Origin of the sequence: Streptomyces sp. NPDC048254 (assembly GCF_043201895.1) — a bacterium.
Taxonomy (GTDB): Bacteria; Actinomycetota; Actinomycetes; order Streptomycetales; family Streptomycetaceae; genus Streptomyces.
Genome location: NZ_JBICZJ010000026.1, coordinates 57,759 through 70,483, shown reverse-complemented (window position 1 = coordinate 70,483; position 12,725 = coordinate 57,759). Strand labels below are relative to the sequence as shown.

The 12,725-nt window shown below is 71.7% G+C and carries 11 protein-coding genes, 1 pseudogene and 1 riboswitch; of the genes and pseudogenes, 7 read left to right on the top strand and 5 right to left on the bottom strand.

Translation table 11 applies throughout. From position 1 onward, the window contains the following. Positions 1–32: 32 nt before the first annotated feature. A riboswitch (cobalamin riboswitch) is annotated at positions 33–175 on the bottom strand. Between the two features lie 140 nt (positions 176–315). The 3 genes from ACGFZQ_RS46095 to ACGFZQ_RS46085 all read right to left on the bottom strand — a co-directional run bounded on the left by ACGFZQ_RS46095 (position 316) and on the right by ACGFZQ_RS46085 (position 2,773). After that, positions 316–543 carry a hypothetical protein gene (locus ACGFZQ_RS46095; protein WP_365799159.1) on the bottom strand — a complete coding sequence of 76 codons (228 nt, stop codon included), beginning with the start codon at positions 541–543 and terminating at the stop codon, positions 316–318. Positions 544–562: 19 nt separating this feature from the next. Then, complete coding sequence (locus tag ACGFZQ_RS46090; RefSeq protein WP_393845524.1) at positions 563–1,825, bottom strand: inorganic phosphate transporter; 1,263 nt, start codon at positions 1,823–1,825, stop codon at positions 563–565. Between the two features lie 174 nt (positions 1,826–1,999). Continuing rightward, positions 2,000–2,773 (bottom strand): lysozyme, encoded by a 774-nt coding sequence (locus tag ACGFZQ_RS46085; RefSeq protein WP_393845523.1) that lies wholly within the window; start codon positions 2,771–2,773, stop codon positions 2,000–2,002. A 196-nt stretch (positions 2,774–2,969) separates the two neighbouring features. On the opposite strand from ACGFZQ_RS46085, the gene ACGFZQ_RS46080 reads away from it, so the two are divergent. From ACGFZQ_RS46080 to ACGFZQ_RS46070, 3 genes are all read left to right on the top strand, one after another. Next, positions 2,970–3,704 carry a class II aldolase/adducin family protein gene (locus tag ACGFZQ_RS46080; protein ID WP_393845522.1) on the top strand — a complete coding sequence of 245 codons (735 nt, stop codon included), beginning with the start codon at positions 2,970–2,972 and terminating at the stop codon, positions 3,702–3,704. A 222-nt stretch (positions 3,705–3,926) separates the two neighbouring features. Further along, positions 3,927–5,054, top strand: a complete 1,128-nt coding sequence (locus ACGFZQ_RS46075) for an alpha/beta hydrolase (protein ID WP_393845521.1) — start codon at positions 3,927–3,929, stop codon at positions 5,052–5,054. 332 nt (positions 5,055–5,386) lie between these two features. Continuing rightward, positions 5,387–6,793, top strand: coding sequence for a hypothetical protein (locus ACGFZQ_RS46070; RefSeq protein WP_393845520.1), 1,407 nt, complete (start codon positions 5,387–5,389; stop codon positions 6,791–6,793). A gap of 22 nt (positions 6,794–6,815) precedes the next feature. Here the strand turns inward: ACGFZQ_RS46070 and ACGFZQ_RS46065 are convergent, their stop codons facing one another. Beyond that, positions 6,816–7,229, bottom strand: coding sequence for a VOC family protein (locus ACGFZQ_RS46065; RefSeq protein ID WP_393845519.1), 414 nt, complete (start codon positions 7,227–7,229; stop codon positions 6,816–6,818). Between the two features lie 151 nt (positions 7,230–7,380). Next, positions 7,381–8,270, bottom strand: a pseudogene (locus ACGFZQ_RS46060) (neutral zinc metallopeptidase). Positions 8,271–8,813: 543 nt separating this feature from the next. On the opposite strand from ACGFZQ_RS46060, the gene ACGFZQ_RS46055 reads away from it, so the two are divergent. The 4 genes from ACGFZQ_RS46055 to ACGFZQ_RS46040 all read left to right on the top strand — a co-directional run bounded on the left by ACGFZQ_RS46055 (position 8,814) and on the right by ACGFZQ_RS46040 (position 12,653). Then, a complete protein-coding gene (locus ACGFZQ_RS46055) occupies positions 8,814–9,419 on the top strand; it encodes a hypothetical protein (RefSeq protein WP_393845518.1) in 606 nt (201 codons plus the stop codon). A 92-nt stretch (positions 9,420–9,511) separates the two neighbouring features. After that, positions 9,512–11,110, top strand: a complete 1,599-nt coding sequence (locus ACGFZQ_RS46050) for an ABC-F family ATP-binding cassette domain-containing protein (RefSeq protein ID WP_393845517.1) — start codon at positions 9,512–9,514, stop codon at positions 11,108–11,110. A 392-nt stretch (positions 11,111–11,502) separates the two neighbouring features. Beyond that, complete coding sequence (locus ACGFZQ_RS46045) at positions 11,503–11,721, top strand: helix-turn-helix domain-containing protein (RefSeq protein ID WP_046727957.1); 219 nt, start codon at positions 11,503–11,505, stop codon at positions 11,719–11,721. A gap of 128 nt (positions 11,722–11,849) precedes the next feature. Then, complete coding sequence (locus tag ACGFZQ_RS46040; protein WP_393845516.1) at positions 11,850–12,653, top strand: enoyl-CoA hydratase/isomerase family protein; 804 nt, start codon at positions 11,850–11,852, stop codon at positions 12,651–12,653. Positions 12,654–12,725: the final 72 nt, after the last annotated feature.

Sequence of the window (12,725 nt, the reverse complement as noted above, 5' to 3'; positions counted from 1 at the left end):
GATATGTCCTCACTCAGGGTGTCCACGCCCTGGTTCGACGAGACCGGCGGTGAGAGTTCCTGGCTCCCGGGGATTGCTACCCCGGTGACAGTGGCGGGACCGCGCCGGATTCGCACCGGCTTCCTCTCTTGCCGCCGTACTTGGCTCCGGAAGTCCACCACGCCCCCGGAAGAGCCGTCAACTTGCCGTTGACCTGCGAGGGGAGTGTGTGGGAAGGCCCACACCGGTGGGCCGGCGGGGCCTGTGGGGCATGCCGAAGGCTCCTCCCGAGCGGGTCGGGGAGGAGCCTTCGCCGGTCGCGAGCGGCCGGCCCGGTCAGGCCTTGGCCACGATCAGGTGGATGCCGTAGGCCACGGCGGCCGCGCAGGCCGCGAAACACAGGTAGGCGGCGGTCACGGCCAGGGCCGCCGAGTTGCCCTGGGCCGTGGCGCGTTCACGGGCGGAGAGGCCCTTGATGCCGAGGGTGAAGAGGGCCACCATGCCCACGGTGACCACGAGGCTGACGCCGAAGACGGAGCCGATGGCTGCCCAGTCGATGTTCATGTCGGTTCTTCCTCGGGGGTCAGACGGTCGCGGCCGGGTCGGTGGCGGTGACCGGCGCGGGTGACGGGGCGGGGGACAGGATCGTGGCGGTGAGGTCGTCGGTCACCGGGCCCGCGGGCGGCGGGGTCACGGCGGCCATCGCCGCGGTCACCACGCCGGCCGGCTCGGTGCCGTCGGTGTCGTTGACGTTGGCGCTGTCCACGACCTCGCGGCGGGAGAGCTTCCAGATCGCGGCGCTGGAGGCGACGAGGAAGACGGCGACGGCCGCTGTGCCCCAGTCGCCGAGGTCGGTCACGGACTCGGCGAGCGCGCCGACCAGCGCGGCCGCGGGGAGGGTGAGCACCCAGGCGATCATCATGCGGGTCGCGGTGGACCAGCGGACGGTGCCGCCCTTGCGGCCCAGGCCCGCGCCCATCACGGAACCGGAGACGACGTGCGTGGTGGAGAGGGAGAAGCCGAGGTGGGAGGAGGCCAGGATGGCGGTGGCCGCGCTGGTCTGGGCGGCGAAGCCCTGCTGCGGCCGGAGGTCGGTCAGGCCCTTGCCCATGGTGCGGATGATCCGCCAGCCGCCGATGTAGGTGCCGAGCGCGATGGCGAGGCCGGCGGAGAGGATGACCCAGGTGGGAGGGTTCGAGCCGGGGGCGATGGAGCCGCCCGCGATCAGCGCGAGGGTGATGATGCCCATCGTCTTCTGCGCGTCGTTGGTGCCGTGCGCGAGGGAGACCAGGCCGGCGGAGGCGATCTGGCCGGCGCGGAAGCCCTTGCGGGTGGCTGCGTCCTCTGCGTTCTCGGCGTTCTTGCCGATCGCGTACGACAGGCGGGTGGAGAGCATCGCCGCGAGGCCCGCGACGACGGGGGCGGCGACCGCGGGGAGCAGGACCTTGGTGACCAGTACGTCGCCGTGGACCGCGCCGAAGCCGGCGGAGGCGACGGTGGCGCCGATCAGACCGCCCATCAGGGCGTGCGAGGAGCTGGAGGGCAGGCCCACCAGCCAGGTCACCAGGTTCCAGAGGATCGCGCCGACCAGGGCGGCGAAGATGACCTCGGGGCGGATGCCGTTCTCGTCGACGAGGCCCTTGGAGATCGTGTTGGCGACCTCCACGGAGAGGAAGGCGCCCACCAGATTCAGCGCGGCGGACATGGCCACTGCGATCTTGGGCTTGAGCGCGCCGGTCGAGATGGTCGTGGCCATCGCGTTGGCGGTGTCGTGGAAACCGTTCGTGAAATCGAACGCGAGTGCGGTCACCACCACAATCGCGAGGATCAGCGAGAAGCTTTCCATTTACCCAGACAATCTATAGAGGTCATCGGCCGTTGGACCGTAGGCAATCTGAGTGAACGGAAGGTGAACTGAGGTGGTCTCTGTGGTGTCTGTGATCGGCTTCGGGGTATTCGTGTGCGGGCACGGGCGAGGCCGCCGTCCCGTTTCCGGTCCGGCGGCCCGGTCGCCCCTTGGCTAGGAGCCCTTGGCGAACGCCTTCAGCCGGCTCGCCGACCCGTTGAAGAGATTCTGGTCACCCGGCAGGCTGCCGCTGTTGTCGTACTGCCAGAAGGTCCAGTGCGACCATCCGGCCGGCAGTGCTCCCGCGTCCGCCGAGCCGTGGCGTGCGATCCACAGGGCGTGGTTCGCGGCGAAGGCGCTGCTGCCGCCGGTGCAGAGGTTCCACCAGTGGGTGGTCGTGTAGATCACCGGCCGCTGACCGGTCTCCCGGTTCAGTTCGTCGCTGAAGGACTTGATCCACTTGATCATCGTGGAGTGGCTCAGCCCGTAGCACTTGTGCTTCTTGTCGTACGGGTTGTACTCGATGTCGAGCGCGGGCGGCAGCGTCCAGCCGTCCGCGGTCCAGGTGCCGCCATGGCTCGCGAAGTACGCGGCCTGCCGGGCGCCCGACGACTTGTTCGGCAGGGCGAAGTGGTAGGCGCCCCGCATGATTGAGGCCTCGCGTGCACCGTTGTACTGCTGGCCGAAGTACGGGTTGCGGTAGGTGGTGGACTCGGTCGCCTTGATGTAGACGAACTTGGCGCCTTTCGCCTTGGCGCCCGGCCAGTCGACGTTCTTCTGGTGCGAGGAGACGTCGTGCCCCTTCGGCAGGCTCGCCGCGGACGCCGTCGTCCCGGCGAACGCGGTCGCGGCCCACGAGAGGGCGAGCGCGGCCACGGCCGCCGCGAGGGCGCGGGCGTGGTGACGGTGGCGGCGGTGGTGGCGCGACGGAGAGCGGTCACGGGCCATGTTTCCCCCCGGAATGGCGACGTGTACGAAAAATCGTCCAGAGATTATTGGAAGATCGGCGTATGATCGGCGATCTTCGGCCAAGCCGTGAAATAGGGCTCTTTGCGTCCATTTGCGCTCTACTGGATTCGGGACGTCCGAACTAAAGTGCCCTGCCGTACAAGCCGGTTGGGGCGCTGCCTGACAGGATCGGGCCATGGCTGAGCAACAGCGGCACGAGCGTGACGGACGGGATGGACGCGGCGGCGCACAGGGTGTGTCGGAGCCGCGAAGGCGGCATGTACGTGCGGAGGAGGCGAGCGCCTGGCGCGAACTCGTCGCCACCGCCCGCCGCACGGTGGCCGACGGACTGGTCGTCGGCACCTCCGGCAACGTCTCGGTCCGGGTCGGCGACACCGTGCTGGTCACACCGTCGGGCGTGCCGTACGACCGGCTCACCCCCGACGACGTGACGGGCGTCGACCTCGCCGGCCGCCAGGTCCTCGGCACCCTGGTCCCGACCAGCGAACTGCCGATGCATCTCGCGATCTACGGCGGTACGGGCGCCGGTGCCGTCGTGCACACCCACGCCGTCCACGCGACGGCCGTCTCGACGCTCGTCCCCGAGCTTCCCGCGATCCACTACATGTCCGCCGCGCTCGGCGGCGCCGTCCGGGTTGCCCCGTATGCGACATACGGCACCGAGGAGTTGGCCGAGAACATGCTCCGCGCCTTGACCGACCGCTCCGGCTGCCTCCTCCAGAACCACGGCACGATCACCTACGGCACCACCCTGACCCAGGCCTACGACCGCACGGCCCAACTGGAGTGGATGTGCCACCTGTGGCTGACGGCGTCCGCCGTCCCCGGCCTGACCCCGACCCTGCTGTCACCGGAACAGGTGGCGGAGGTGGGGGAGCGACTGCGGGGGTACGGCCGGCAGACGGGGTAGGCGTCGACGGAGCAGCCTTCCTCTCGCCCCGTTCCTCGATCTTCTTCCTTCCGTGCCGCCCGACCTCGCTGCCTGACGTCTTTCCGCCGGGCCGGCGCCAGGCCACGCCGCACGTTTCCGGCGGTGCCGACCTCGCTCCCACCCCCTTCGAAAGCTCCGCCCACGCGACAAACGGCCCCGCCTCCACTGGCCGCCGTCCCGGTCCGCCCCGACACTGGACAGGTGCGCCCAGTCAAAGTCACGGCTGCCGCCGTCGGTGCCGTACTCGCCGCCGGTGCGGCTGGCGTGGCCGCGGGGCGGTTCGCCAGTGACGCCGCGCTGAAGGCGCCGCCGGGCCGGCCCCTGCCCACCGAGCCCCGGCTCACCGTGCACAGCACCGCGGCCGACCGCATCACCCTCACCCGGGACCTCGCCTCGCTGCGCCCCGGCACCTACGGCCTGGCCGGCGACGGCTCGCACGCGGTCGTCGGCGCCGTCCTGGAGTCCGCCGCGAACACCCCCGACACCGTCGTACGGCGGCTGGAGCAGGTGACCCACGGCACCTTCGAAACCGGCGACAAGGTCTGGCTCACCCCCAACGTCCACATCGGCAACCCGGGCGCCGCCCTGGGCCTGGAACATGCCGACGTCGACCTGCCCGGCGAACTCGGTTCGCTGCCCGCCTGGTTCGTGCCCGGCTACCGGGACACCTGGGTGATCGCGGTGCACGGCCTCGGCACCACCCGCGAGCTCCCCATGAACGTCATGCGGTTCCTGCACGGCCGGCGCCTGCCCGTCCTCGCCCTCGCCTACCGCGGCGACCTCGGCGCCCCGCGCCCCCCGGACGGCCTGAACCACCTCGGCGAGAGCGAGTGGCGCGACCTGGACGCGGCGATCCGCTACGCCGTCCGCTACGGCGCCCGCCGCGTCGTCCTGTACGGCTGGTCCACCGGCGCCACCATGGCGCTGCGCGCCGCCGCCCACTCGGCGCTGCGCGAGCGCGTCTCCGGGCTGGTCCTGGACTCGCCGGTGCTCAGCTGGGAGGCCACCCTGCGGGCCCTCGCCCAGGCCCGGCACACCCCCGAGCCGCTGCTGCCGCTCGCGGTGCGCGCCGCGCAGGGCCGTGCCGGCCTGCATGCCGACCACGTCGGTGACCCCGTCGACCCGGAGCAGCTCACCGTGCCCACCCTGATCGTCCACGGCCCGGACGACATGGTGGCCCCCTGGACGTACTCCCGCCGGCTCGCCGCCCGGCGCCCCGACCGCATCGCCCTGCACACCGTGCCGGACGCCCCGCACGGCGCCATGTGGAACGCCGACCCCCAGCAGTACGAGGAGCGGCTGCGCCGATTCCTCACGCCTTTGATGTGATGCCCGCTGATGTCTCCTCTCATATGAAATGACACCTGTGATGTGATTTTTTCCGCACGCGCGGCACCTCCCTGACCGCGCCCCGAGGCAAGTCGGAAGCCCCGATTCCAGTCGGTCCCGAGGGTTCCGTTTAAGGCCGTACCACTGGCCTGAACATGTCTCCTCGCCTCCCCTCGGGCCCCGTGCGTTGGCCAGCCCCGTCGCCCGCCGTGACATTCCGTTTGGGTTTTCGGACCGTCAACCGGAAGACTGCACCCGTGACGTCCCGTATCCCGCGCGACTCAAGGCTTCGACTCGTCCGAACGCGACCCCTGGCCGCCGCCCCCCGAGCGATGAACCAGCGGCCCGCGCGCCGCCCCGCACCCCGCCCCCCCGAGGGCACCCCGGCCCCCGCCGAACTGGCCAGAATGGCACGGTCCGGGCTGGCCGGAGCGGCCCGAGTCGCCCACTGGGCCGACACGGCCCTCGGGCCGGGCAGCGACGGCGCGACCGCCGACGGCAAGGCCACTCTCTCCGAGGCGTCCGCCGAACGCGCGTCCGGCGATCTGGGCCTGACCCCGGCTCAGATCCGCGCCGACTGGGACACCGCCCGACTCGCCGGCCTGGTCGAGGTGCACGGCGACAGCGCACGCCCCGGCTGGCGCCTGCGCGCCTGGGACCGCGACGACAGCGCCGTGCTGCGCGGCTGGGTCGCCCTCTTCGACGCCTGGTCGCTCGCCCATCCGGAGCCGGCGGAGTTCGAGGCCGCCGCCGTCGCCGAGGTGGTCTCGGCCATGCCCCAGGTGCTCTCCTTCCTTCAGCTTTCCGCCGGTCCCGTCCCGGTCGAGCAGCTCCTGGACCTGCTGCGACAGCGGGTCACCGAACTGCGTACCGAGCGCTGCGAGGTCCCCTACGACACGGAGACCGGGATCGCGACCGGTGGCGGGTCCCGGTCCGCCGTTCCCGTCGCCGCCGTGCCCGCCGCCCGCACCGACCTGGCGGACCGCGCACCGGCCGACGACCCCGCCCCGGCGGAGGACGCCGAGCTCGCTCCCCTCCTCGACTGGGCCCTGCACGCGCTCGCCTCCGTCGGCGCGCTGACCTACGGCGTCGGCCAGGCCACCCTCACCCCGCTGGGCAGCTGGGCGGTCTGGGTCAAGCTGGAGCAGATCTGCGTGGCCGCGCAGAGCCCCGCCGGGAACATCGAGGTCGCCGCCGAGGAGATGCTGCGCGGCTGCGCCCAGCTCCGCCCCAACGCGGCCCGCGCCGAGTACCGCGCCTGGCTCGCCGCCCGCCCCGTCGGCAGCGCCGTCGGCGAACTCGTCGCCGCCGCCCGCGGTGAGGACGCTCTGCTGCGCGGCCTCGCCTTCGAGGCGCTGCGCGTGGTCGGCGCCCCCGCCGAACCGGACGTCCGCGCGGTCGTCGACGAGCCGACCCTGCGGCCGTATGCCCTGCTGTGGCTGGCCGAGCACGACGGGGTCGACCCGGAGGACGCCCACGAGGTGCTCACCCGCGAAGAGGCCACCTGGCTCTGGGTGGACACGGCCGCCGCGGTCGCCGACCACGGCGAGGCGCCGCTGCTGGTCCGCCATCTGGAGTCGGCGCTGCAGCCCACCGTCCCCGCGCTGCTCGACGAGGTGCGCGCCGTCGGTCACCCGCGCACCGTGCAGGTCCTGGTCGCCCTCGCCGCGGCCCACCCCGACCCGGCGCTGGCCAAAGCCGTCCGCCGGGCCGCCTTCCAGGTGCACACCGGCGGATGACGGCGCAGGCGGGTCGGGAGGGTCAGGCCGCTATCTCCGGGGCGTAGGTGCCGAAGCTCCAGATGTTGCCCTCGACGTCCCGGGCCATGTAGTCCCGCGAGCCGTAGTCCTGGTCCGTGGGAGGCATCAGGATCTCGGCGCCGTGGTCCACGGCCCGCTGGTGGTGTGCGTCGACGTCGTCCACGACGATGTACGCCCCGGTCGGGCCCGCGCCCTCCATCGCCGCGTCGAAACGGCCGCCGCGGCCCTTGGACCCCAGCATGATCGCGCCGTTGCCCTGCACCAGCTCGGCATGGAGCACCATGCCGTCCTCGCCCTCGTACACCGACAGCTCGGTGAAGCCGAAGGCCTCCGTCAGTTGCTTGATCGCCGCCTTCGCGTCCGCGTACAGCAGCGACGGATAGATGCTCGGCCGTCCGCCGGTCGTGCCTGCCATGCCGATCACTCCCCTTGTGTACGGTCCCCCGAAAGCCGTCGTCCGGCCTGTTGCACAGTCTGGCACCCGGCACTGACAACGCCCCCGGCCCGCGCCGCCGGTGCAGGCCGCGACCCGGCGGCTCATCGGCTCATCGGGTCATCTCATCGGCTCATCGGAAGGTGTTGCACTGCGCCATGTCCCCGGTCCGGTACCCCTGGTAGAACCACTGCTGGCGCTGCCGCGCCGACCCGTGCGTCCAGGTCTCCGGCGTCACCCGCCCCTGGTACCGCTCCTGGATCCGGTCGTCGCCCACGGCCGCCGCCGCGTCGAGACCGTCCCGGATGTCGGCGTCCGTCAGGCTGGTGATGAGGGGCCGGCCGGTCGACTCGTCCTTCGTGGTCGTCGCGTGCCGCGCCCACACCCCGGCATAGCAGTCGGCCTGGAGCTCCACCCGTACCGCGTTGCTGTTCACACCGGTCAGGTTGTCCTGCGACCTGCTCAACGTGCCCGTCAGGTCCTGCACATGGTGCCCGTACTCGTGCGCCGCGACGTACGCCTGGGCGACGGGCCGCCGGTCGCGCCGAACTGGGACCGCAGCTCGTCGAAGAAGCCGAGGTCCAGATAGACCTTCCGGTCGCCCGGGCAGTAGAACGGCCCGACCGCCGAGGTCGCCGTCCCGCACGCGGTGCCGACCCGCCCGGTGAAGAAGACGGTCGGGGCGTTCGTGTAGGTGCCCCGGCGCTGCTGGAACTCCTGCTTCCAGAAGTCCTGCACGCTGTTGACCACCGCCACCATCCGGCAGTCGTCCTTGGTGTTCGCGTCCTGTCCGGTACGGCAGCTCTGCTGCACCTGCGCCAGCGAGGAGGAGGTGGGCGCGGGCGAGCTGTCGCCGGAGGAGAGGCCCAGCTGGTCGGGGCCGATGCCGAAAAACAGGGCGAGGAGCAGTGCGATCAGGCCGGCCAGGCCGCCGCCGATGGTCGCCTTCCCGCCCGGGACGCGGCTGCCGCGCACGTCCTGGACTTCGGAGGTGTCCAGGTTCGCATCGTCGTCGAACTGCATGGGGCACCGCCTCTGCTCGCACCGTCCCCTGCATCCACCTTGCGCCATCCCGGCCGTCACTTCGCGCCGATGGCCCGACGAACGCCCGATCGGGCGACGTCCCGCCCCACCCCCGCGTCACGCCCACCCGCGCCTCGCGGCCGTGACTACGCTCTGCGCCTGATCCATGGGACAAGTGGGACAAGGACGCCCGCCCGGGCGCCGAAGGGGGTAGCGGTGCCCGTTCTGCCACACGGGACGACTCCACCGCCCACCACGGACGCCCCTCCGCCCCCCGCCTACGGCGCCCGAAGCCAGACCCCTGCAGTCGGCACCATCAGAGCCCAGCCCTCCCCTCCCGACAGCCTCCGGCCCCTGGCCCCCGCCCCCGACGGTCCCCGCATGTTCGCCCCGTCGTCGGCTCCCGCCGACCTTCACCCGGCATCCCTCCCCCCAGCCCTCGCCTCACCAGAACCCCCCGTCCGCCGCCCCCTCCCCGTCGCTCTCGCTCGGCACCTCCGCCCCCTCACCCTCGGCCTGCTCCTGGCCGGCGCCCTTCTCTGCGTGGTTCAGCAGATCCGCCCAGCCCCCTACGGCGACCACCTCACCCCCGGTCCGGCGGCGCACAGCGCACGTGCGCGTGGGGCGGTGGTCGAGGCGTATGACGGGCCGACCCTGCGGTGGCGGTACGCGCGCGTGGGGCGGCGTCCGCTGAGCGTGCTGCCCGCGCGCGGGCATGCGATCGCCGTCTGGGACGACGGGCTCGTCACCGACACCGACGGCCGCTCCGTGCGCTGGCACCGCGCCCTGCCCGCGGCCACCGGCTGGCTCCGGCGACAGGGCGGCACCGGCGTCCTGCGCCCCCTCGGCCGCGGCATCCTCGCGGTCGTCACCCCGGCCCGCATCGCCGCGTACCGCACCGCCGACGGCGACCTGCGCTGGGTGCTGCCCGCCCGCTCGGGCTGCGCCTTCCGCCCCGAACGTGCCGTACGTCACGGCCCCGCCCTGCTCGTCGCCCAGCCCTGCACGGACGGCGCCTGGACCGCGCAGCTCATCGCCGTGGACGACCTCGGCCGGATCGCCCCGCACCGCGCGCCCCTCGGCAACGGCCTCCCCGGCAACCGCCCCGAACGCCCGCGCACCGAAAAAGCGCTTGCGCCGCCCCGTTAGACTTGGCCCATGGCCATTCTCCTCGCGCAATAGACGGCGGGAACGTCCTCAGCCGCCCACCCGTCAAATCCCGTACGCCCTGGAGTCTGTCCGTGATCTCCGCCTCCGGTATCGAGCTGCGCGCCGGTGCGCGCATCCTCATCGAGAACGCCACCTTTCGCGTCGCCAAGGGCGACCGCATCGGTCTGGTCGGCCGCAACGGCGCCGGCAAGACCACCCTCACCAAGGTCCTGGCCGGCGACGGCGTCCCCGCCGCGGGCACCGTCACCCGCTCCGGTGAGGTCGGCTACCTCCCGCAGGACCCCCGGACCGGCGACCTCGACGTCCTCGCCCGTGACCGCGTCCTCTCCGCGCGCGGCCTCGACGTACTGATCCGCAAGATGCGCGAGAACGAGCAGCGCATCGCCAACGGCCAGGGCGCCACCCGCGAGAAGGCGCTGCGGCAGTACGAGCGCCAGGAGACCGAGTTCCTCACCAAGGGCGGGTACTCCGCCGAGGCCGAGGCCGCCACCATCGCCGCCGCGCTCAACCTGCCCGACCGGGTGCTCGGCCAGCCCCTGCACACGCTCTCCGGCGGTCAGCGCCGCCGTATCGAGCTGGCCCGGATCCTGTTCTCGGACGCGGACACGCTCCTGCTCGACGAGCCGACCAACCACCTGGACGCCGACTCGATCGTCTGGCTGCGCGACTACCTGAAGACCTACCGCGGCGGCTTCATCGTGATCTCCCACGACGTCGACCTGGTCGAGACGGTCGTCAACAAGGTCTTCTACCTGGACGCGAACCGCTCCCAGATCGACGTCTACAACATGGGCTGGAAGCTCTACCAGCAGCAGCGCGAGGCCGACGAGAAGCGCCGCAAGCGGGAGCGTGCCAACGCCGAGAAGAAGGCCGCCGCACTGCACTCGCAGGCCGACAAGATGCGCGCCAAGGCCACCAAGACGGTCGCCGCGCAGAACATGGCCCGCCGCGCCGACAAGCTGCTGTCCGGCCTGGACGCCGTCCGCGTCTCCGACAAGGTCGCCAAGCTGCGCTTCCCGGAACCCTCGCCCTGCGGCAAGACCCCGCTGACCGCAGAGGGCCTGTCGAAGTCGTACGGCTCGCTGGAGATCTTCACCGACGTCGACCTGGCCATCGACAAGGGTTCCCGGGTCGTCATCCTGGGTCTCAACGGCGCCGGCAAGACCACCCTGCTGCGGCTGCTCGGCGGCGTCGAGCAGCCCGACACCGGCGAGGTCGTCGAGGGGCACGGTCTCAAGCTCGGCTACTACGCCCAGGAGCACGAGACCCTGGACCCGGAGCGCACGGTCCTGGAGAACATGCGCTCGGCGGCCCCCGACCTGGACCTCGTCGAGGTCCGCAAGACGCTCGGCTCGTTCCTGTTCTCCGGCGACGACGTCGACAAGCCGGCCGGTGTCCTCTCCGGCGGCGAGAAGACCCGTCTGGCCCTCGCCACCCTGGTCGTCTCCTCGGCGAACGTCCTGCTCCTGGACGAGCCGACCAACAACCTCGACCCCGCGAGCCGCGAGGAGATCCTCGGCGCCCTGCGCACCTACAAGGGCGCGGTCGTCCTCGTCACTCACGACGAGGGCGCCGTCGAGGCGCTCCAGCCCGAGCGGATCATCCTGCTGCCCGACGGCGTCGAGGACCTGTGGGGAGCCGACTACGCGGATCTGGTCGCGCTCGCCTGAGAACCGGGAGAACCGGCCCCCCTGTCCTCACGTGCCGGTCTCGTCGTCCTCGCTTGATCGAATGCCTGATCCACTGGCTATGGATCATTCGGCTTACCGGTGATCCATCATCTGTGTGAGATCTCCTCGTATCGAGGTGTGTCCTGCACCGATTTCGCGGCCGATCCCTTTGTCGACAAGGGGTCGGCCGCTTTCCATGTCTGACCTGGCACTTCGCGGAAGAACCCGTTCGGCCTCATGGACAGCACTCGTAGGAATCACAGATTCCGCTTGTGGGGATGCGCTCCTGTCGTCACAACGATGTCTCACGGACCTTGCCGAATGGGTGGCCATCGCGCCCCGGAGGGGTGATCATGAGGGGACCAGAGCGCACTTCCCATGAGGAGGCACGGGTGGCCGAGACTCTGAAGAAGGGCAGCCGGGTAACCGGCGCCGCGCGCGACAAGCTCGCGGCAGACCTGAAGAAGAAGTACGACTCCGGTGCGAGCATTCGGGCACTGGCCGAGGAAACCGGCCGCTCGTATGGCTTCGTCCACCGGATGCTCAGTGAGTCGGGTGTCACGCTACGTGGGCGTGGCGGGGCGACGCGGGGCAAGAAAGCCGCGTCCTGACCCCGGGCGGTCCACCGGCTTCGATGGTGGCCACCCGGTCGGCCGACTGATCGGCCGGGTGGTTACTGTGCAGTCACTTAGCATGCCGTACGGCAATGCGTGATGACCGCACACATCGGAGGCGCCCCATGGCTTCGCCCGACCAGGAAATCGTTCCTGTTCTCGACAAGGACGGCGTACGGCTCACCGTGGACGACGCGCTCGCCACGGTGACGCTGACCAACCCGGCCAAGCGCAACGCTCAGAGCCCCGCGCTCTGGCGGGCGTTGGCGGAGGCCGGGCGGTCGCTGCCGGGGTCGGTCCGGGTTGTCGTGCTGCGCGGTGAGGGCCAGTCCTTCTCCGCGGGCCTCGACCGGCAGATGTTCTCGCCGGAGGGGATCCCGGGCGAGCCGACCTTCATCGAACTCGCGCGCCGTGACGACGCCGGGCTCGACGCGGCCATCGCCGAATACCAGGAGGCGTTCACCTGGTGGCGGCAGAGCGACATCGTGTCGATCGCCGCCGTGCAGGGCCACGCCATCGGGGCCGGCTTCCAGCTGGCCCTCGCCTGCGACCTGCGCGTCGTCGCGGACGACGTGCAGTTCGCCATGCGCGAGACCAGCCTGGGCCTGGTGCCCGACCTCACGGGCACGCATCCGCTGATCTCCCTCGTCGGCTACGCCCGCGCGCTGGAGATCTGCGCGACCGGACGGTTCGTACAGGCCGATGAGGCGGTGACGTCGGGGCTCGCCAACCTCGCGGTGCCCGGTGCCGAACTCGACGCCGCCGTGCGGGACCTGGCCGCGGCGCTGCTGGCCGCGCCCCGGGACGCGGTGGTGGAGACCAAGGCGTTGCTGCGGGGCGCCGGCGGCCGTACCTACGAGGAGCAGCGGGCTGCCGAGCGGCAGGCTCAGGCCCGGCGACTGCGGGACCTGGCGGGCGTGGGCGAGTAGTTCAGCGCGGGCGAGTGGGGGCCGGTCGCGCCCACGCGGCGACAGCCGCATGGCGATACAGCCCCGCGCCCC